Source organism: Photobacterium sp. 270122K (genome assembly GCF_059941365.1).
The window spans coordinates 95,205-116,591 of sequence record NZ_JBPOEN010000007.1; the positions used below are offsets into that span (position 1 = coordinate 95,205).

At 48.4% G+C, this 21,387-nt stretch carries 11 protein-coding genes, 3 tRNA genes and 3 rRNA genes; 14 read left to right on the forward strand and 3 right to left on the reverse strand.

Annotated elements, in window-relative coordinates; all coding sequences use genetic code 11:
• Nucleotides 1-72: 72 nt before the first annotated feature.
• On the reverse strand, nt 73-2,673 hold the full coding sequence (locus tag ACSF8W_RS13705) for a TonB-dependent receptor plug domain-containing protein (protein ID WP_500847878.1): 2,601 nt from the start codon (nt 2,671-2,673) through the stop codon (nt 73-75).
• Nucleotides 2,674-3,492: 819 nt separating this feature from the next.
• Between ACSF8W_RS13705 and ACSF8W_RS13710 the strand changes: the two genes are divergently transcribed.
• The 14 genes from ACSF8W_RS13710 (at nt 3,493) to ACSF8W_RS13775 (ending at nt 19,082) form a co-directional block, all read left to right on the forward strand.
• Nucleotides 3,493-4,518 (forward strand): ABC transporter permease subunit, encoded by a 1,026-nt coding sequence (locus tag ACSF8W_RS13710; protein ID WP_500847879.1) that lies wholly within the window; start codon nt 3,493-3,495, stop codon nt 4,516-4,518.
• A 1-nt stretch (nt 4,519) separates the two neighbouring features.
• A complete protein-coding gene (locus ACSF8W_RS13715) occupies nt 4,520-5,563 on the forward strand; it encodes an ABC transporter permease (protein ID WP_500847880.1) in 1,044 nt (347 codons plus the stop codon).
• A gap of 25 nt (nt 5,564-5,588) precedes the next feature.
• Nucleotides 5,589-7,442, forward strand: coding sequence for an extracellular solute-binding protein (locus ACSF8W_RS13720; RefSeq protein ID WP_500847881.1), 1,854 nt, complete (start codon nt 5,589-5,591; stop codon nt 7,440-7,442).
• A gap of 17 nt (nt 7,443-7,459) precedes the next feature.
• Nucleotides 7,460-8,326, forward strand: a complete 867-nt coding sequence (locus ACSF8W_RS13725; RefSeq protein ID WP_500847882.1) for an ABC transporter ATP-binding protein — start codon at nt 7,460-7,462, stop codon at nt 8,324-8,326.
• Between the two features lie 33 nt (nt 8,327-8,359).
• Nucleotides 8,360-9,196, forward strand: coding sequence for an ABC transporter ATP-binding protein (locus ACSF8W_RS13730; protein WP_500847883.1), 837 nt, complete (start codon nt 8,360-8,362; stop codon nt 9,194-9,196).
• Between the two features lie 69 nt (nt 9,197-9,265).
• Nucleotides 9,266-11,092 (forward strand): extracellular solute-binding protein, encoded by a 1,827-nt coding sequence (locus tag ACSF8W_RS13735; protein ID WP_500848018.1) that lies wholly within the window; start codon nt 9,266-9,268, stop codon nt 11,090-11,092.
• Nucleotides 11,093-11,527: 435 nt separating this feature from the next.
• Nucleotides 11,528-13,072: ribosomal RNA gene (locus tag ACSF8W_RS13740) — 16S ribosomal RNA — on the forward strand.
• 68 nt (nt 13,073-13,140) lie between these two features.
• A tRNA-Glu gene (locus ACSF8W_RS13745) sits at nt 13,141-13,216 on the forward strand.
• Between the two features lie 310 nt (nt 13,217-13,526).
• Nucleotides 13,527-16,418: ribosomal RNA gene (locus ACSF8W_RS13750) — 23S ribosomal RNA — on the forward strand.
• Nucleotides 16,419-16,661: 243 nt separating this feature from the next.
• Nucleotides 16,662-16,777: ribosomal RNA gene (rrf, locus tag ACSF8W_RS13755) — 5S ribosomal RNA — on the forward strand.
• The 16S, 23S and 5S rRNA genes sit together here with 3 tRNA genes alongside, the layout of an rRNA operon.
• Nucleotides 16,778-16,885: 108 nt before the next feature.
• Nucleotides 16,886-16,962 (forward strand) — tRNA-Asp (locus tag ACSF8W_RS13760).
• Between the two features lie 37 nt (nt 16,963-16,999).
• A tRNA-Trp gene (locus ACSF8W_RS13765) sits at nt 17,000-17,076 on the forward strand.
• Nucleotides 17,077-17,841: 765 nt separating this feature from the next.
• Nucleotides 17,842-18,177 (forward strand): DUF1904 domain-containing protein, encoded by a 336-nt coding sequence (locus tag ACSF8W_RS13770; protein WP_500847884.1) that lies wholly within the window; start codon nt 17,842-17,844, stop codon nt 18,175-18,177.
• Nucleotides 18,178-18,236: 59 nt separating this feature from the next.
• Nucleotides 18,237-19,082 carry an endonuclease/exonuclease/phosphatase family protein gene (locus tag ACSF8W_RS13775; protein WP_500847885.1) on the forward strand — a complete coding sequence of 282 codons (846 nt, stop codon included), beginning with the start codon at nt 18,237-18,239 and terminating at the stop codon, nt 19,080-19,082.
• Here the strand turns inward: ACSF8W_RS13775 and ACSF8W_RS13780 are convergent.
• Nucleotides 19,069-19,758 carry a YIP1 family protein gene (locus ACSF8W_RS13780; RefSeq protein WP_500847886.1) on the reverse strand — a complete coding sequence of 230 codons (690 nt, stop codon included), beginning with the start codon at nt 19,756-19,758 and terminating at the stop codon, nt 19,069-19,071. The genes ACSF8W_RS13775 and ACSF8W_RS13780 overlap by 14 nt on opposite strands.
• Complete coding sequence (locus ACSF8W_RS13785; protein WP_500847887.1) at nt 19,755-21,332, reverse strand: LysM peptidoglycan-binding domain-containing protein; 1,578 nt, start codon at nt 21,330-21,332, stop codon at nt 19,755-19,757. The genes ACSF8W_RS13780 and ACSF8W_RS13785 overlap by 4 nt, the downstream gene beginning before the upstream one ends.
• Nucleotides 21,333-21,387: the final 55 nt, after the last annotated feature.

Genomic DNA, 21,387 nt, shown 5'->3' on the forward strand with positions numbered 1-21,387 from the left:
GCATCCTTGTCATTGTGTTAGTCAGTCGGTAAAAAGGACGCGGGCACGGTGGCCCGCATCAGGTGTTTATTATTAGAAGTCTTGTGAGTATTTCACGAAGAAGACACGGCCTTGGATGCTGTATAGATCCTCTTCGTATGTGACACCGTCAGATTCGAAGCTTGGGTCTTCATCGAAGATATTACGAACACCGGCAGTAAAGCGTGCGTCCCACGGAGCCTGGTAGTTGTAAGCAACGTTCCATAGGGTCTGGCTCGAGATGTGACCTGTTTGGTTATAATCCTTGTCAACGTCTTGTGCTTGGTCAGCAATGTGATCCGCAGACAGGTACACGTCATGATCGTCGAACGCATTCAGGCCAACACCGGTTTGGAAGCGGTACTGCGGCAGGCCGTTACGGCCAATTTGGTTATTGGTAGGGCCATTAACAAATTCTGGTGATTCATATTCAAGTACATATGAACCGCTAAAGTCATAACGTAGTGAACCCCAGTCCAAGTCGTAGATGTAGTTCGCTTTAAAATCGATACCGGACGTATTCAGCGTACCAATGTTTGAAAGCGGTACCGTCGCGCTGACAATGTTACCGTTATCATCACGAACAACATTTGGGTTCGTTGTGCCCGTGTTACGTTCCTGATCAATCATGCTTTGCAGCGTGTTCATGACGATGGTGTCTTCAATTTGGATGTTGTAGTAATCCAATGTCAGATCCAAATCATCAACCGGCGAGTAGCTGATCCCGAAGTTAAATGAACGTGACTTTTCCGCATCCAACTCTTCGTTCGAGGTACGGGTTGTGCTGTATTGCTTCTCTGGGCAATCGGCATCGGAAATGCCATTGGCTTCACAGTACACGTAGTCTTTGGCGTAGTCGTTTGACTCGCTGTCAGCCCCGTAAAGGTTAGACAGGGATGGTGCACGGAAGCCAAGACCAGCACCGGCACGGAACATCAAGTTGTCCAATGGCTGGTAACGGAACGATACTTTCGGTGATACAGAACTGCCGAAATCACTGTAGTGATCGTAACGAGCAGCAATGTTCATTTCTAACTCGTCCGTGAACGCGATCAATGATTCAGCAAAGAACGCATAAGTCGTACGGTCGCCGCCTGCAGAGTTACCAGCACTGCCGATAATATTGCCGGCTTCACTTTGCGCATCGTACTGATCGAAATAATCATACGTGGTGTATTCAGCACCCACGAACAATGGGATGGTGATATCGCCCACTTCGGCTACATCGAACTGCAAACCGGCATTGAACTGGTGCATTTCCATCTGGCTTTCACGCGAGGTGTTCGCGGCCAAGTCGTCGGTTGCGCTGGCGCTGAACTCACCGTTTTGGAATTCACCCTCATCGACCAAAGCTTCAACCGCAGGACGTAATACATAACCCGTACCACGCTCCTGACTGTTAGAGAAGTTCAGGTGATAGCCGGTTTCCCAAATCATTTCACCAAATGTGTCATTATCAAAGGTGCCATCTAAGCCTAGCTTCATGTCGGCTTGAAAATCCGTCACGCTGGTATCACGGGTACCGACGTTAGTGAAGCGGTAGTAAACCGATGCAGGACCTTCTGCGGGATCTAAACCATTTTCAGCAAAGAAATCTGCACCACCGGCCGTAGTTGGGTCGACAGAGAAAATACCCGCTGCTGGGGCAAAACGACCAAAGCTTTCATTACGACTCAGCAATATTTGTGAGTTAAAGGTGGTGGTGTCGGTCAGAAACAAATTACCGTTCACAAAGACAGTGTTACGTTCTAGAGAGGCTGTCTGTGCCGCATCTGCGGTGTAGTCATAACCACACATGTCGCCGAGGCCTGGGTAGTTGGTGACGCCAACAAAGCCATCGCCGTTACAGTTACCTGTTGCAGGGTCAAACGAACCCGCGAGCGGTTTCAGCTCGCCATTGTGGTAGACGTTACGGCCGAAGATACTCACGCCCGACATATCAAAGTAGTTTGCAGAGTCGGTATTTGTCGAGCTGAGGTAATCACGGTCACGTTGGTAAATTTCGTCTTTAGTGTCGTGTTCAAATGAGAAGTAAATGTTGCCTTTCTCGCCAGAGGTACCGGCTACGAAGGAGACATTCTTCTCATCGCCACCTTCACGGGAAGGGATACCGCCACCCACGGTGACGTTCAGACCATCAAATTCATCTTTCAGGATGATGTTAACCACACCGGCTACAGCATCAGAACCATAGACGGCTGAGCCGCCGTCTGCCATGACTTCGACGCGCTCAACGATAGCGGCAGGGATCACGTTAATGTTCGCAGCACCACCACCCATGGTCGCAGAACCAGGAAGGCGCTTACCGTTAACCAGTACCAGGGTGCGCGATGCGCCTAGGCCACGGAGAGAGACGGTTGCTTGGCTCTGCCATGAGCTACCAGAGCTCTCACTGTATGAACCAAATGAGTTGTAAGAGGTTTTACGCAGTACATCGGCAATCGACACATCACCCGCACGTTCAATTTCAGCGCGACCAATAACAGCAACGGGTGTACTTCCTTCCATGGAAGCTCGTGTCAAACGAGACCCCGTTACTTTCATCTTTTGAAGTTTTTCTACCTGCTGTTCTTCAGCATAAGCGGCTGAGGCGACAAAACTCGATCCCAGCGCCAGACTGATAGCAACAGATAAGGCTGTTGTCTTTTTATTCATCCTTGCTGCTCCCTTTCTTTATTATTCTTCCTGTACCCGGCAGTCAATTGCCGAAGCGAACATTAACGTTTCGTTAACGTTGTGTGGAAGATATACATGAAGCTGAAACTTGAAGTCAAACCAGTGAGTTTTATGTGCAAGAAATGATAAAACAAGATTAAATGCTGCAGAATTTCTCATTACAAAATTTATTGTCGACTCTGTCACTTATCAAGGAATTATTGATTAATTGTGAACGGGTTTTGATGGATTTGTTGAAAGGCTTGATAAATGTCGTGTTAGATCCAAATAATGGTTCAATTCACTGTATTTTATCCTGCTGGTGGTTTTATTAACCTTAAATTAACAATTGGGTCAATTAATGGGTGAATTCTCTGTGGGCATATAATGTGAATTATTCGCATCCCTTGCAGGTTGGGGTTTTTAACGTGAATTGTGCTTGTAGGGTATTAGGCGGTGTGAGGCAGGGTTCATCAAATTGTCATCATTTTGCGCTAATGGCCGTCGTTGCATGTGGCGTAATTGCGCTGTTTTTTACAGGGTTTTTAGATTTTTATCTTTTATTTGTTGTTGAAGCACATTGGTCGCAAAATGTGACACGATTGGGTCAAAATAGTTAACCTAACTTGATGGCAGGTACAAATCACTGTAATTATGGCGTTAAGAAAAATAAATGGTGTTCAAGTTGGATGCTGAGAAAGTGAAATTGTTCAGGATGAGCAAATATTCATGGTGAATTGCGAGCTGATAAGCAGGCGAAGGTGAAATTAGCCATGTATCTGTCTGTCTCCGCCGAATAGACATGGAGTTGATGTAAGTATGTTGTCATATTTTCTACGTCGTATGGCGTTGGTTATTCCGACGTTTCTCGGCATTACGATTTTAATTTTTACTATCACACGATTTGTGCCAGGGGGCCCCGTAGAACGTATGCTCGCGAATATGCAGGCACAAGGGGATGGCGCTGCCGCCATGACCTCTGCTGGCGGTAACTCTGCACTCTCTGAAGATCAAATCGCAGAGTTAAATGCGTTTTATGGTTTAGATAAGCCAGTGGTGGAAGCTTATATTGACTGGGTCAGTAAATTGATGGTGCTCGATTTTGGTGAGTCGACGCGCTATTACGAGCCTGTTTACGATATGATCGCGGAGCGTCTCCCTGTCTCCCTCTTTTATGGCGGTATGACCTTTTTTATTAGTTATTTCATTTCTATTCCGCTCGGTTATTACAAAGCCCTCAAACACGGTTCGGTGTTTGATTCTAGTTCCTCCATCCTGATTTTCGTCGGCTATGCCTTGCCCGGTTATGTGGTGGGTGTGTTGTTGATCACCTTGTTTAGTTATCACCTGGAATGGTTTCCGATGGGCGGGTTTGTCGGTGACGATTTTGATGATTATGAAACCGTGCTTGAACGCGTCAAAGATGTGATGTGGCATGCGGTATTACCGCTGATCTGTTATTTGATCGGTGATTTCGCCACGCTCACCATGACCATGAAAAATAACCTGATGGAAAACTTGTCGTCAGATTATATCCGTACCGCGATTGCGAAAGGTCTGCCATTCCAACAAGCCGTGCGTAAACATGCACTGCGAAATAGTTTAATTCCGATTGCCAGCCATTTCGGTAATTCCTTGTTGTTCTTTATGACCGGTTCTTTCTTGATTGAGGTGATTTTCAATATCGATGGTATTGGCTTGTTGGGGTATGAGTCCATTATTGAGCGTGATTATCCGGTGGTGATGGGGATTGTGGCCATTAATGCCGTGATGCTGTTGATCGGGAATATTTTGTCGGATGTGTGTGTGGCCTTGGTCGACCCTCGCGTGAAGTTTGGAGCATAATATGTTGAATTTTAATCCTCTAACGCTAAAAAAGATCAAACGCTTTAAGGAAATTAAGCGTGGTTATTGGTCATTCATTATTTTATCCGTGCTGTTAGTGTTATCGCTATTCGCTGAATTACTGATTAACAGTAAAGCGTTGGTGGTGAAATATAACGGCTCCTACAGCTTCCCCGTCTTTTCAGATGTGCGCTTGGGCAATGAGTTTGGTCAAGCCAAGGCCAGTGAGGCCGATTACCGCCTACTGAAAACCACGTTTGAGGCAGAAGGTGGCGATAATTTTGTCATTATGCCAATTGTGCCGTGGAACCCGTATGAGCAGGATTTCTCCGGTGATTATCCGCCCAATCCACCGAGTGCCGATAATAAGCATTATCTGGGCACCGATATTATCGGGCGTGACATTTTGGCGCGCCTTGTTTATGGGTTCCGTACCGCGATGGGCTTTGCGTTACTGACCATGGCGATCTCGTATGCCATTGGTACGGCTGTCGGGTGTGCCATGGGCTTTTTCGGTGGCAAGTTTGATTTGTTCGTCCAGCGGTTGATTGAAGTGTGGTCAATGGTGCCGTTCTTGTACGTGATCATGATTCTTGTCTCGATCACCCAGCCGACGTTTTCATTGTTTGTTGGGATCAACGTGCTCTTTGGGTGGATGGGCATGACCTGGTACATGCGGACCATGACTTATAAAGAATCGGCCCGTGAATACGTGATGGCAGCCAAAGCGCTGGGGGCATCAACAGGGCGTATTTTGTTTAACCATATTTTGCCTAATACCATGGTGATGATTGTGACGCTCGCGCCGTTTACGATTGCGGCCAACATTACTGCACTGACGGCATTGGATTATCTCGGATTAGGCTTGATGCCACCCACGCCAAGTTGGGGCGAATTGCTGCAACAGGGGAAATCGAATCTGGATTCACCATGGATTGTATCTTCGGTCGTGTCATCGATTGTGTTGGTCTTGGTGATGGTGACCTTCATCGGGGAAGCGATCCGTGCGGCGTTTGATCCGAAAAAATTCACGCGCTATGTGTAATTGCCTGGCGAAACAAGGATGTCATATGAAAAATAACAATAAGTACGCCCTGTCGGCATTGGCGATGGCAATCACGGCGTTGAGCGCCTCTTCATGGGCGGTATCACTGCCTGCGGATATTGCGTGGCAGACAAACCTCAATGAGCCGTTGTTTGCGTCGCCGGACGCGAAGCGGGGAGGTACATACCGTAACTATATGCGCAGCTTCCCACAAACCCTGCGTTCAGTGGGGCCGGATGCAAACTCGGGATTGCGCCAGTATTTTATGGATGAAACCCCCAAGTTAGCGCAGCGCCACCCGAACACCGGAAAATGGATCCCACAGTTAGCCACCGCATGGGCGTTTGGCGACGATCATAAAACGGTGTATTTCCAGTTGGATCCGAACGCACGTTGGTCGGATGGCGAGAAAGTCACCGCCGATGATTATCTGTTCATGCTCAAGTACTACCGCTCTAAAGACATTATTGATCCGTGGTACACCGATTTCTTCACTAACCAGATTGACGCTGTCGCGAAGATTGATGATTACACCATTGCTATCACGTCAAAAGTGGCGAAAGGTAATGACGAGTTGCTCTACATGATGACCCTTCCCAGTAATGGTTTGCAGCCGCGTCCCGCCCACTTTTTTACTAAAATTACCGATGAGAATAACGACGGCATGGACGATAACTTCGTCCGTAAATTTAATTTCAAAGCCGAGCCGACCACAGGGCCGTACACCCTCGATAAAGTGAAAAAAGGCAAGAGTGTGACCTTTAAACACGTTGGGGATGATTGGTGGGGATACAGTAACCGTTATTACCAGCATCGCTATAACGTGGATAAAATCCGATTACGTGTGATCCGTGATGCGGACATTGCGAAAAAGCATTTTGAAAAAGGCGATTTAGATGCCTTCGGGTTGGTTCAACCTGAGTTATGGCATGACAAGTCAAACACGGCATCGTATCAAAATGGCTATATCCATAAGTTGTGGGGCTATAACGAAGTGGTACAAGGTGCGGGTGGGGTGTGGATGAATACCGCCCAACCCATGCTTGATGATCTCAATGTGCGTAAAGGGATCACGTACGCGACCGATTTTGATGGTTTGATCAAAAACGTGTTGCGGGGGGATTACCTGCGTAAACCGCATGGATTAGGTACGGGTCATGGGGATTACGATCATCCGGAGCGTACACCACCGGCTTTTCAACCAGAAAAAGCCGTGAGCTACTTTGAAAAAGCGGGCTTTACTGAGGTGGGCGCAGACGGCATTCGTCTCAATAAAGAAGGCCTGCGCTTATCTTTTGCCGTGACATACAGTCGCCCTGCGCGTACGCCGCGTGTGGCGTACTTGAAAGAGCAGGCCAAGCAAGCCGGTTTGGAGTTAACGCTGAACTTGGTCGATGGTTCATCGGCGTTTAAATACATTCTTGAGAAAAAACACGAGTTGGCTTACTTGACCATGGGCGGCGGGAAAATTCCTGCGTATTGGGAATATCTCCATTCGGTGAATGCGAAGCCACAAACCAATAATCACACTAACTTCCGCTCGCCAGTCATGGATGAAAAAATTGCAGCGTATTTGGCGGAATTTAACACGGCTAAAAAGCAGGCGATTTCCCATGAGATCCAGCAAATGGTGACAGACGCGCATGTGATTGTGCCGGGCTACATGGCGCCCTTTACCCGTGAAGCGTACTGGCGTTGGATGAAGTTCCCTACGCCCGCGATGACGAAAGACACCCGCTACCTGTTTTCTAATGAAGGGTATCTCACGCTGGGCACGTACTGGATCGATAAGGACTTGAAAAAACAAACGAAGTCAGCGATGAAGAAAAAGAAAACCTTTGAACCCGTGGTTGTCGTTGACGACACCTACAAGCCGTAACAGTAGGGAGGTGAGAGATGCAGGACGATATCATTTTAAGTGTGCGTGATTTAGAAACGGAATTCACCACCGACGACGGCGTAGTGAAGATCCTTCATGGCGTCAATTTTGATGTGCGAAAGGGCAGAACACTGGGATTGGTGGGCGAGTCCGGTTGTGGGAAAAGCGTCACCTCGATGTCCATCATGGGGTTATTGCCGAAACCGTATGGGCAAATTACCAACGGGCAAATTTTATATCGCGGTACGGATTTGGTGACATTGCCACCGGAAGAGATGTACGCCATGCGTGGCAATAAAATTTCGGTGATTTTTCAGGATCCGATGACTGCGCTAAATCCTGTTCATACCATTGGCCGTCAGATCAATGAAGTGCTGGAGTTGCACCGTCCGGATTTGGATAAAGCCCAGCGTAATGCGTATTCGTTGGAGATGCTGAAAAAAGTCAAAATCCCGATGCCGGATAAACGGCTTAATGAATACCCACACAACTTGTCGGGCGGCATGCGTCAGCGTGTGATGATCGCCATGGCACTGGCGTGTAAACCTGACATACTTATTTGTGACGAGCCGACAACGGCGCTGGATGTGACCGTGCAGGCATCCATTCTGGAACTGATGAATGAGTTACAGGAAGAAACGGGCATGGCCATGATCTTTATTACCCATGATTTGGGTGTCGTGGCGGAAATTTGTGATGATGTCGCTGTGATGTATGCGGGGAAAGTGGTGGAATTTGCAGATATTTTTGATCTGTTCGATAACCCGCAACACCCTTATACCGCACGGTTAATGGGGCTGATGCCGAGCTTGGACAGCAAGCCAAAACAGCCGATCGAAATTAAACCGATTGATGTGTCACTGTTTCCTGAATTTAAAGGGTAAGCCCACGAAATGAGGCGATGTAAAGAGGACGTTATGACAGAAGTATTACGGATAGAAAACCTCAAACAGCATTTTGTGTCAGGTAAAGGGCTCCTTAAAAAAGGCTACACCGTGAAAGCCGTTGATGGGGTGTCATTCACCGTTGCCCGAGGTGAAACCTTGGGCTTGGTCGGGGAGTCAGGCTGTGGCAAAAGCACCTTAGGTCGTACCATCTTAAAACTGTATGAGCCGACAGAAGGCAAGATTTTCTTCGAAGGCCAAGACATCACGGATTTATCGACCAAAGCAATGCGCCCATTGCGCAAAGATATGCAGATTGTCTTTCAAGACCCGATGGAATCGCTTAATCAACGCCATACCATTGGTATGATTCTGGAAGAACCGTTCATTATTCACAAAGTCGGTACGCCGCTTGAACGCAAGACGTGGGTGAAAGAACTGTTGGTGAAAGTGGGATTACCAGAAACGGCCGTCAACCGTTATCCCCATGAGTTCTCGGGCGGCCAGCGTCAGCGGATCGGTATTGCGCGTGCGATTGCACTTAAACCCAAACTATTGATTTGTGATGAATCGGTGTCGGCATTGGATGTGTCGGTACAAGCGCAGATCCTCAACTTATTGCTGCAACTGCAAAAAGAAATGAACTTGGCGATCATATTCATTTCTCACGACCTGTCAGTGGTGAAACACATCTCTGATAACGTGGTGGTGATGTACTTCGGTAAGGTCGTCGAAATGGGCCCGGCACAAGAGATTTACGCCAACCCGCAAGCGGATTACACCAAGACATTGCTCTCTGCGATCCCTATCACACACCCGAAAGACAGGAAGCGTAAGCGGCGGGCGGAAACAAACCCCCATGTTGCCTAAAGACAGGTCTTGACCCATAAGAACGAAAAAAAGCCGCATGAAAGCGGCGCTATGATAAAGGAAGGAACCATGATGAGAAGGACGTTACTCGCCACTGCTATGCTATTGCCGGCCCTGTCATGGGCGGCAGTGCCAGACAATGTAGAGTGGATCACCAATAACAACGAGCCGTTGTTTGCCTCACCCGACGCCGAGTTCGGCGGTACACTGCGTACTTCTCTCTCAAGTTTTCCTCAGACATTTCGTTCTGTGGGCCCTGATGGGAACGGTGCTTTTCGTGTATGGCTTGTCGATGGACAGCCACAACTGCTGCAACGTCATCCAGATACCCTGAAATGGATCCCTGATGTGGCCACACATTGGGCTTTTGGTGATGATAATAAAACGATTTATATGAAGCTTAATCCTAAGGCTGTGTGGTCAGATGGTGAACCACTGACAGCGTCTGATTTCTCTTATATGTTGAAGTTCTTTCGCTCAAAAGACATTGTTGACCCGTGGTACAACAGCTATTACAGCGAGCACATTAACCGGATTACGGCTTTAGATGATCACACGTTAGAAGTGGTGTTCACAAAAGAAAAAGATCAGGACGATTTGCTCTACAGTAGCCACCGTTTAAAACCACGTCCTGAGCATTTCCATAAGCCTAAGACGGACAAGAATAATGATGGGGTGGATGACAATTATGTGCGTCGTTTTAATTTCAAACCAGAGCCGACCCTTGGGGCATATCATGTCGGTAAGGTGAAAAAGGGTAAATCGATTACCATGCAGCATGCTGGTGAAGATTGGTGGGGGTACAGTAACCGTTATTACCAGAACCGATATAATGTGGAAAAAATTCGCATAAAAGTGATTCGCGATGCGGATATTGCGTTTAAGCATTTTCAAAAAGGGGACCTGGATGTTTACTCTCTCGGTCGTCCGGCATTATGGCATGATAAATCCAATACTGAGCCATTCCAGAAAGGGTATATCCATAAGTTCTGGGGCTATAGTGAAATAGAAGTTGGCGCGGGTAATTTTTGGTTAAACACGGATAAACCTCTATTGAATGATATTCATGTTCGTCAGGGGATTGGCCATGCACTTGATGTCGATGGATTGAATAAGAATGTCCTGCGCGGTGATTTCGTTCGTAAGCCCAATGCAATGGGCGTAGGGGCGGGCGCATTTACGAACACCGACATCAAACCGTTGTCATTTGACCCGGCAAAAGCGATTGCTGCATTTGAAAAAGCGGGTTTTACCACCATTGGCAGTGATGGAATCCGCGAGAATGCGCAAAAGCAGCGCTTGAGCTTTGCAGTCACTTATAGTCATCAAATTCAAACGCCACAGCTGGCTTATTTGAAAGAACAAGCCAAAGCATCGGGTTTAGAATTGGTCATGAACCTAGTGGATGGGTCGTCAGCGTTTAAATTTGCCCTTGAGAAAAAGCATGATATATCTTATCACGGAATGGGGGTGTTCCCACGGCCACAGTATTGGGGTTACTTCCATAGTGATAATGCAGGTAAGCCGCAAAATAATAATTTCACCAATTACAGTTCGCCAGAATTGGATGCTCTGATTGGAGAGTATCGAACGGCTTTTTCTACGACTAAGAAAGAGAACTTGTCACGTCAAATCCAGCAGATTGTTCATGATGCGACAGTCATTATCCCAAGTGTGATGGCGCCATACACACGTGAAGCTTACTGGCGATGGATGAAATACCCGGATCAACCCATGCAAAAGAAATCACAGCTATTGTTCACCATTGGTGGTCTCTATGACTTGGGTTTGTATTGGATAGATGGCGATCTAAAGAAAGCCACCAAAAAAGCGATGAAAAAAGGTGTGACGTTTGATCCTGTGACGATAATGGACACGAAGTACAAACCTCAATAAAGGTTGTCATTGTCTCTTACTGTTATTCTTACGGTAAAAGGTAACGGCGAAAAGAAGGCACAGCATGCGCTGTGCCTTCTTTTTTTGTATTTTTTATACTGATAAATCATATCTGTGTGTATTTTGTTCGCTTGTTCGTTTTTTCTCGTTTTTTTTGATTTTAGGGCTTGTCAGCGTGAACGAAGTCCCTATAATGCGACCTCACTGACACGGAGAACGGCAACTTAAGTCGCTAACCCGTCAGTGTTGTTCTTTAACAATTTGACCATGCAATCTGTGTGGGCACTCGTGAAATGATAGTCAACAAAAGAATTATCAATGAAACTGAGTGACCAAATCGAATCGTAAGATTCGGCACAGTCAATTCGTTCATTACTTCGGTAATGAACAAACACAGTATTTCATTGAGCCGCTATTTATAGCAGCAAACACTTTTAATTGAAGAGTTTGATCATGGCTCAGATTGAACGCTGGCGGCAGGCCTAACACATGCAAGTCGAGCGGTAACAGGAAAGAAGCTTGCTTCTTTTGCTGACGAGCGGCGGACGGGTGAGTAATGCCTGGGAACATGCCTTAGTGTGGGGGATAACCATTGGAAACGATGGCTAATACCGCATAACGTCTACGGACCAAAGAGGGGGATCTTCGGACCTCTCGCGCTAAGATTGGCCCAGGTGGGATTAGCTAGTAGGTGGGGTAAAGGCTCACCTAGGCGACGATCCCTAGCTGGTCTGAGAGGATGATCAGCCACACTGGAACTGAGACACGGTCCAGACTCCTACGGGAGGCAGCAGTGGGGAATATTGCACAATGGGGGAAACCCTGATGCAGCCATGCCGCGTGTGTGAAGAAGGCCTTCGGGTTGTAAAGCACTTTCAGTTGTGAGGAAGGTTCATGCGTTAATAGCGTATGGATTTGACGTTAGCAACAGAAGAAGCACCGGCTAACTCCGTGCCAGCAGCCGCGGTAATACGGAGGGTGCGAGCGTTAATCGGAATTACTGGGCGTAAAGCGCATGCAGGCGGCTTGTTAAGCCAGATGTGAAAGCCCGGGGCTTAACCTCGGAATAGCATTTGGAACTGGCAGGCTAGAGTCTTGTAGAGGGGGGTAGAATTTCAGGTGTAGCGGTGAAATGCGTAGAGATCTGAAGGAATACCGGTGGCGAAGGCGGCCCCCTGGACAAAGACTGACGCTCAGATGCGAAAGCGTGGGGAGCAAACAGGATTAGATACCCTGGTAGTCCACGCCGTAAACGATGTCTACTTGGAGGTTGTTCCCTTGAGGAGTGGCTTTCGGAGCTAACGCGTTAAGTAGACCGCCTGGGGAGTACGGTCGCAAGATTAAAACTCAAATGAATTGACGGGGGCCCGCACAAGCGGTGGAGCATGTGGTTTAATTCGATGCAACGCGAAGAACCTTACCTACTCTTGACATCCAGAGAAGCCGAAAGAGATTTTGGTGTGCCTTCGGGAACTCTGAGACAGGTGCTGCATGGCTGTCGTCAGCTCGTGTTGTGAAATGTTGGGTTAAGTCCCGCAACGAGCGCAACCCCTATCCTTGTTTGCCAGCACGTAATGGTGGGAACTCCAGGGAGACTGCCGGTGATAAACCGGAGGAAGGTGGGGACGACGTCAAGTCATCATGGCCCTTACGAGTAGGGCTACACACGTGCTACAATGGCGTATACAGAGGGCTGCCAACCAGCGATGGTGAGCGAATCCCAGAAAGTACGTCGTAGTCCGGATTGGAGTCTGCAACTCGACTCCATGAAGTCGGAATCGCTAGTAATCGTAGATCAGAATGCTACGGTGAATACGTTCCCGGGCCTTGTACACACCGCCCGTCACACCATGGGAGTGGGCTGCACCAGAAGTAGATAGCTTAACCTTCGGGAGGGCGTTTACCACGGTGTGGTTCATGACTGGGGTGAAGTCGTAACAAGGTAGCCCTAGGGGAACCTGGGGCTGGATCACCTCCTTAAACGATAGACTGCTGTTTTATGCAGTGTCCACACAGATTGCTTGGTTAATAGTAAAGACAAATACCGGGTCCCGTTCGTCTAGAGGCCTAGGACACCGCCCTTTCACGGCGGTAACAGGGGTTCGACTCCCCTACGGGACGCCACTTTCTAAATGTTCTCATCGAGAATGATTAGAAAGTGGATACTTCGGTAAACACATGTTCTTTAACAATTTGGAAAGCTGACTAGTAAATTCAATCGAATGATTGAATTACAAATAGTTTTTATTCTTTAAGAATGAAAACGAGTTCTCAAAACAAACACATTCAAGTGTCTTGTGTACTTTTGTCTTCACTTTTTAAAAAGTGGAAATAAAAGATGAGTCCGGCGAAAAACCAATGTCCTTATCTTTCTTGATCGAAGATAGGTGACGAACCTTGGTTGTTTGAACATACAGACCTCTTGGGGTTGTATGGTTAAGTGACTAAGCGTACACGGTGGATGCCTTGGCAGTCAGAGGCGATGAAAGACGTAGTAACTTGCGATAAGCCCAGATTAGGTAGTAACAACCATTTGAGTCTGGGATTTCTGAATGGGGAAACCCACGTGCATAAGCACGTATCGTTACGTGAATACATAGCGTAACGAGGCGAACCGGGGGAACTGAAACATCTAAGTACCCCGAGGAAGAGAAATCAACCGAGATTCCGGTAGTAGCGGCGAGCGAAACCGGATTAGCCCTTAAGCTAGTTTGATGTCAGGTGAATGTGCTGGAAAGCACAGCGATACAGGGTGATAGCCCCGTAACCGACAACATCTTATCAGTGAAAACGAGTAGGACGGGACACGTGTTATCCTGTTTGAATATGGGGGGACCATCCTCCAAGGCTAAATACTCCTGACTGACCGATAGTGAACCAGTACCGTGAGGGAAAGGCGAAAAGAACCCCTGTGAGGGGAGTGAAATAGAACCTGAAACCGTGTACGTACAAGCAGTAGGAGCAGGCTTTGTCCTGTGACTGCGTACCTTTTGTATAATGGGTCAGCGACTTAATTTTAGTAGCAAGGTTAACCGTTTAGGGGAGCCGTAGGGAAACCGAGTCTTAACTGGGCGTTCAGTTGCTAGGATTAGACCCGAAACCAGGTGATCTAGCCATGGGCAGGTTGAAGGTGAGGTAACACTTACTGGAGGACCGAACCGACTAATGTTGAAAAATTAGCGGATGACTTGTGGCTAGGGGTGAAAGGCCAATCAAACCTGGAGATAGCTGGTTCTCCCCGAAAGCTATTTAGGTAGCGCCTCGGACGAATACTACTGGGGGTAGAGCACTGTTAAGGCTAGGGGGTCATCCCGACTTACCAACCCTTTGCAAACTCCGAATACCAGTAAGTACTATCCGGGAGACACACGGCGGGTGCTAACGTCCGTCGTGGAGAGGGAAACAACCCAGACCGCCAGCTAAGGTCCCAAAGTTATAGCTAAGTGGGAAACGATGTGGGAAGGCTCAGACAGCCAGGATGTTGGCTTAGAAGCAGCCATCATTTAAAGAAAGCGTAATAGCTCACTGGTCGAGTCGGCCTGCGCGGAAGATTTAACGGGGCTAAGCTATACACCGAAGCTGCGGCAATGTGACTTGTCACATTGGGTAGGGGAGCGTTCTGTAAGCGGTTGAAGGTGTGTCGTAAGGCATGCTGGACGTATCAGAAGTGCGAATGCTGACATGAGTAACGATAAAGGGAGTGAAAAACTCCCTCGCCGGAAGATCAAGGGTTCCTGTCCAACGTTAATCGGGGCAGGGTGAGTCGACCCCTAAGGCGAGGCCGAAAGGCGTAGTCGATGGGAAACGGGTTAATATTCCCGTACTTCTTATAACTGCGATGGAGGGACGGAGAAGGCTAGGTGGGCTTGGCGACGGTCGTCCAAGTTCAAGTATGTAGGCGGTAATCTTAGGCAAATCCGGGATTACTTAACGCTGAGATACGATGTCGAGACACTACGGTGTTGAAGTCATTGATGCCATGCTTCCGGGAAAAGCTTCTAAGCTTCAGGTTATAAGAAATCGTACCCCAAACCGACACAGGTGATCAGGTAGAGAATACCAAGGCGCTTGAGAGAACTCGGGTGAAGGAACTAGGCAAAATGGTACCGTAACTTCGGGAGAAGGTACGCTCCTAGCGGTGATGAGACTTGCTCTCTAAGCTGCCGGGAGTCGCAGATACCAGGTGGCTGCAACTGTTTATTAAAAACACAGCACTGTGCAAAATCGAAAGATGACGTATACGGTGTGACGCCTGCCCGGTGCCGGAAGGTTAATTGATGGGGTTAGACTTCGGTCGAAGCTCTTGATCGAAGCCCCGGTAAACGGCGGCCGTAACTATAACGGTCCTAAGGTAGCGAAATTCCTTGTCGGGTAAGTTCCGACCTGCACGAATGGCGTAATGATGGCCACGCTGTCTCCACCCGAGACTCAGTGAAATTGAAATCGCAGTGAAGATGCTGCGTACCCGCGGCTAGACGGAAAGACCCCGTGAACCTTTACTACAGCTTGGCACTGAACATTGACCCTACATGTGTAGGATAGGTGGGAGGCTTTGAAGCAGTCACGCTAGTGATTGTGGAGCCGTCCTTGAAATACCACCCTTGTCGTGTTGATGTTCTAACGTCGCCCCCTTATCGGGGGTGCGGACAGTGCCTGGTGGGTAGTTTGACTGGGGCGGTCTCCTCCCAAAGAGTAACGGAGGAGCACGAAGGTGGGCTAATCACGGTCGGACATCGTGAGGTTAGTGCAATGGCATAAGCCCGCTTGACTGCGAGAATGACAATTCGAGCAGGTGCGAAAGCAGGTCATAGTGATCCGGTGGTTCTGTATGGAAGGGCCATCGCTCAACGGATAAAAGGTACTCCGGGGATAACAGGCTGATACCGCCCAAGAGTTCATATCGACGGCGGTGTTTGGCACCTCGATGTCGGCTCATCACATCCTGGGGCTGAAGTCGGTCCCAAGGGTATGGCTGTTCGCCATTTAAAGTGGTACGCGAGCTGGGTTTAGAACGTCGTGAGACAGTTCGGTCCCTATCTGCCGTGGGCGTTGGATGATTGAGAGGGGCTGCTCCTAGTACGAGAGGACCGGAGTGGACGAACCTCTGGTGTTCGGGTTGTCACGCCAGTGGCATTGCCCGGTAGCTAAGTTCGGAATCGATAAACGCTGAAAGCATCTAAGCGTGAAGCGAGCCTCAAGATGAGTCATCCCTGAACCTATAAGGTTCCTAAAGGGTTGTTGGAGACTACGACGTAGATAGGCAGGGTGTGTAAGCGCTGTGAGGCGTTGAGCTAACCTGTACTAATTGCCCGTGAGGCTTAACCATACAACACCCAAGGGGTTTTACGGACTCCACGAACACTTGAATCGTGTATGAGAACAAACTAGTTAACTTTTCCAGATTGTGAAGATATTCCACCTACCCAAGGTAGCGCCGGAATAAAGTACGATAGCAAGACAATTTGTGAGTCGAGCGAAGGAGTTTAGCCTGCTAAATGACTGAGTGAGAGAGCAAATTAACACAGCTAGCGGGCTTTATAACCAGCGGAATATTTTCAAACAGAATTTGCTTGGCGACCATAGCGTTATGGACCCACCTGATCCCATGCCGAACTCAGTAGTGAAACGTAACAGCGCCGATGGTAGTGTGGGGCCTCCCCATGTGAGAGTAGGACATCGCCAGGCTTTAACTTCTTGTCTTCAGATTTTTAAGAAAAATCTGAAAGCAAAAAAAGCTTAGATACTTGTTCTGAACGACAGGTGTCGGATAAAGAGAAATCTTTATCTCCGTGTGGAGCGGTAGTTCAGTTGGTTAGAATACCGGCCTGTCACGCCGGGGGTCGCGGGTTCGAGTCCCGTCCGCTCCGCCACTTTATTCAGACAAAGTTAAGTCTTTAAAACAACTACAGGGGTGTAGCTCCAATTGGCAGAGCAGCGGATTCCAAATCCGCGTGTTGGGAGTTCGAATCTCTCCACCCCTGCCACATTTAAAGCCTCAGCAGAAATGCTGGGGCTTTTTTACGTTTGGTGTTTTGTGGTGGCGAATATTTCAGAAATTGGCAGAGCCGAGGATTCCGCCATACCAAACATCAGCGCGTGTTGGGAGTTTGAATCTCTCTACCCCCTGCCACTTTCAAGGCTCTAGCAGAAATGCTGGAGCCTTTTTCATTTCTGGCATTCATTGGCAGAGCCGCGGATTCCGCCATACCGAACATCAGCGCGTGTTGGGAGTTTTAATCTCTCTACCACCCTGCCACCTTCAAAGGCTCTAGCAGAAATGCTGGAGCCTTTTTCATTTCTGGCATTTATTGGCAGAGCCACGGATTCCGCCATACCGAACATCAGCGCGTGTTGGGAGTTTGAATCTCTCTACCCCCTGCCACTTTCAAGGCTCTAGCAGAAATGCTGGGGCCTTTTTCATTTCTGGTATTCATTGGCAGAGCCGCGGATTCCGCCATACCGAACATCAACGCGTGTTCGGCTCTCTCTCTTTCCCCATATCTATCTATACATCTTTCAATATTGCGATCTTAGTGTGCAGTGTCGTGTGAGCTTGAATCGTTGATGTGATAGCGCATACTTAAAGGTCGTAATAAATCATGAATTTACTCTCACTAAAGCACCTTGAGCGGATGATTTTTCAGGATAATGAGCGGTGAATTAACGGAGAAATGACAAAATGGACTGCAGAAAAGGCGTGTTAAATGGTAAGGTGTGGCCTTTCCGCGTTAGAAAAAAGGGGCTAAACCATGCCGCATCTTCGTTTTCGAGCCGTAGAATTTGATCATTTAAAAGCCTTATCAACCCAGTTAGTGGATGATTTGCTGCCGTTGATGGTGTGTCCTCGTGAGGATTTCACACTAGAACATATCACCACGACCTTTATCTTTGATGGTGATGTCTCAGAAGCTTACCCGTTTGTGGAAGTGTTGTGGTTTGATCGTGGCCAAGCGGTGCAAGATGAGGTCGCACAAGTGATCACAAATGCCGTTAGACAGGCACTGCATGACCCTCAGTTAGATGTCGCGGTGATCTTCACCCCGTTATCCCCCTCTGCGTATTACGATAACGCCAGCCATTATTAAAGGCCGCCGTTATTCTTCTGTTTGTTTATTCCCTCGTATTGTTGATTGATAGGTAAAGCATGGCGCGTTATACCAAAGTGGCCGCTGGATTCGGTGTGATTGCCGGCGCATTAGGGATCAGTGCATTAAACTGGTCATTTGATGTTTCAGAAGTGCCGGAAGTGAGTGCTAATGTGCTAGCTCCGACGTTTTCTTATACCTGTATTCATAGCGAAATGGCACAGCCGCTGGATGATAATGGTGATTTAACGGTATCCGTGTGGAACATTTATAAACAACAAAAAGACAACTGGCGTCGTGAGTTGGAAAAGGTCACGCAAGACAGTCGCTTAGTGTTATTGCAAGAAGCCAGCTTGAATGTACCGTTGAAAGAGTACCTGGATACCGCACAGTGGAAAGTGCGTATGGCCAATGCGTTCCGTTTCCTCAATACGCCTGCTGGGGTGATGAACTTATCAAGCGTGAATGCCAAAAGTACCTGTGCGTATTTGGCGGTAGAACCGTGGTTACGGCTGCCAAAATCCGCACTCTTGTCGGAGTTTAACCTTTCGAATGGGCAAACGTTGGCGGTGGTGAACCTGCATGGTGTTAATTTTTCGGTCGGCTTAGACGAGTATAAAGCGCAGTTTAACAAGCTGAAAAAAGTGCTGGATAAGCACATTGGGCCGATTATTTTGGCGGGAGACTTTAATACGTGGCGACAGGGTCGCTTGGATGTGGTGACGCAGTTTGCGGAGAGTTTAGGCTTGGTGGATGTGCAGTTAGCTCACGATCAACGGATCAAAGTGTTTGGTAAACCGTTGGATCATCTGTATTACCGTCAATTGAACTTGGTGAAAGCAGAGGCACCCGCCACGGATGCCTCTGATCATAACCCGATCATTGCGCAATTTACGCTGCAATGATCAGAATAGGCCATAACACGATGGTCATTACCCAAGGTAGACTGGCGACGATAATGCATTTTGCACGATCGTAGTCTGTCCATGCGCCGACCACGGCGTAGCTCAGGGCGATATACCAGGGCGTAAGCAATGGAATAGACGTGGTAAAGGCTGACCATGGGCTGTTTAACGGTAGCTTGAGTAACCCATTCAGGCTATTCAGATCCGCTGCATTTGGGAGGATCGGGCTGGTGTTAAACAGTGCATTAAGGTAGCTCGCGATATCACCGATCACCGCCGGTAGCATAATGAAGCAGGCCGCTGCCAGCCATTTACCGTAGCCATGTTGGTAACTGCTGCTCTTCGTTGACAGGTGCAGCCACAGTGCCAGGATGAAAATACAGGCGGTACGGCCTGTGATATCACTGAACACTTCCCCGGCTAACAGCACTTCTTTGGTAAGCCAATCCGCTTGGATCTGCTCATCTACCGCGGGTAGTTGTGCCAGTAAGCTTTGCTGTAACCACGCTAAATCGACATGATTAAAGTACGTTCCCCAGAAAAAGAACGGCCCGAGGATCACCAGTAAATAGGGTAATATGGCCCATTTTGGACGCTGGTGAACGGCAGCAAAGCAGTCCACCGGTGAACGAAAGGTGTCTAGCAGGGCAATAATGGGGTTGCGGGACGGCGTCATACACTCACCTTCGTGACATCCACATACAGCTTCAGTTGCTGGCCAGGTTTCAGGTATTTCTTGCCGCTGATCTGGTTCCATTTCACCACATCAGACACTTTCACCTTGTAACGCTGGGCAATCGAGCTCAGGTTATCCCCTGAACGTACTTTATAGTAGACCGTGCGGATCACACCGCCGCTGGCTGAATCTTTCCATAGCGTGAGTTTTTGACCGACGCCAAGGGTCGATTTCTTGCTTAACCCATTCCATTTCGCCAATGCATCGATAGACACTTTTTGGCTGCGCGCGATGCTCCACAAGCTGTCGCCGCCTTTTACGATGTAATCGGTGCGGTAACCGCTGCCATGGCTGCGTTGTGTTTTGCTTTCAAGGCGCATCGCAATGGTATCGCCCTCTTTCATCGCGACAGGGATCAAAATATGGCGACCCACACGAATATTTGCGTTGCTCATGTTATTGGCGCGCTGAATTTGTTTCGTGGTGGTTTTGTATTTATGTGCCAGCACGCTGAGGCTATCACCGGATTGGACTTTATAACGGATCACTTTCATTCCACGGCGGCCGTTGTCGGCGAATGCAGTATTGAAAGGTTCAACGCGGTTGATCGGTAAAAGCAGGTGGCTTGGACCATCAGGTGCGGTTGCCCAATGGTTGTAACCTGGGTTCAGGCTTTGCATTTTCTCCAGTGAAATGCCGGCAAATTGTGCCGCCATTGCCAGGTCCATCTGCGTGCCGGGTTTGACAAGCTCTACTGCTGGTTTGTTGGCAATTTCAGGGATAGCAATGCCGTATTTTTGCTGGTTTTTGATCACATCAGCCACAGCCAGCAGCTTCGGTACATAACCGCTGGTCTCTTTGGGCAAATCTAAATGCCAAAAGTCAGTCGGTTTGCCCGCGGCTTTATTTTTACGAATTGCGCGGAAGACACGGCCTTCACCGGTATTGTAAGCGGCAAGCGCATGTAACCAGTTACCGTCGAATTTACGGTTGAGGTATTCCAGCAGATCTAAGGCTGCGCGGGTGGATTCCACCACATCACGACGGCCGTCATACCACCAGTCCTGTTGCAAGCCAAAGGAGCGTCCTGTTGGTGGCGTAATTTGCCACAAACCCGCTGCGCGACCATGTGAATAAGCAAACTGATCAAATGAGCTTTCAACAATCGGTAGCAGGGCGAGCTCTAAGGGCATATTGCGCTTTTCAATTTCTTCGGTGATCAGAAACAGGAAAGGTTGCGCACGGTTAGCGACCGTTTGCAGGTGGCCGGGGTGGCGGAGGTACCAGTTACGGTAATAATTGACAGATTTATTGTCGGGCACGTCAGCCGTTAGCTGCATGCTGATCCGTCGCCAAAGGTTTTCTTGTTCTTGTGGCGTCGGCAATATAACGGGAGTCACAACCGGTGGTTGTGGCTGCGGGGCAACCACAACAGGCGTAACAGCAGGGGTAACCGGTGCCGCAGGGACTTCCTTCGGCGGCGTGTTTGTCGGGGTGTCTACTGTTTTTGTTGTATTGTTAATTTGGCAACCAGCCAGTAATAGCGCACTCGCTAAAAAAAATCGAGATTTCATGTGTCTAGCCCATAGCCAAAATAGTGGGAGATAATACTTGTCCAACTACCTTGGT

Coding starts and splice junctions, on each gene's coding strand:
- ACSF8W_RS13705 (WP_500847878.1), bottom strand. CDS start 2,673: ATGAATAAAAAGACAACAGCCTTATCTGTTGCTATCAGTCTGGCGCTG.
- ACSF8W_RS13710 (WP_500847879.1), top strand. CDS start 3,493: ATGTTGTCATATTTTCTACGTCGTATGGCGTTGGTTATTCCGACGTTT.
- ACSF8W_RS13715 (WP_500847880.1), top strand. CDS start 4,520: ATGTTGAATTTTAATCCTCTAACGCTAAAAAAGATCAAACGCTTTAAG.
- ACSF8W_RS13720 (WP_500847881.1), top strand. CDS start 5,589: ATGAAAAATAACAATAAGTACGCCCTGTCGGCATTGGCGATGGCAATC.
- ACSF8W_RS13725 (WP_500847882.1), top strand. CDS start 7,460: ATGCAGGACGATATCATTTTAAGTGTGCGTGATTTAGAAACGGAATTC.
- ACSF8W_RS13730 (WP_500847883.1), top strand. CDS start 8,360: ATGACAGAAGTATTACGGATAGAAAACCTCAAACAGCATTTTGTGTCA.
- ACSF8W_RS13735 (WP_500848018.1), top strand. CDS start 9,266: ATGATGAGAAGGACGTTACTCGCCACTGCTATGCTATTGCCGGCCCTG.
- ACSF8W_RS13770 (WP_500847884.1), top strand. CDS start 17,842: ATGCCGCATCTTCGTTTTCGAGCCGTAGAATTTGATCATTTAAAAGCC.
- ACSF8W_RS13775 (WP_500847885.1), top strand. CDS start 18,237: ATGGCGCGTTATACCAAAGTGGCCGCTGGATTCGGTGTGATTGCCGGC.
- ACSF8W_RS13780 (WP_500847886.1), bottom strand. CDS start 19,758: ATGACGCCGTCCCGCAACCCCATTATTGCCCTGCTAGACACCTTTCGT.
- ACSF8W_RS13785 (WP_500847887.1), bottom strand. CDS start 21,332: ATGAAATCTCGATTTTTTTTAGCGAGTGCGCTATTACTGGCTGGTTGC.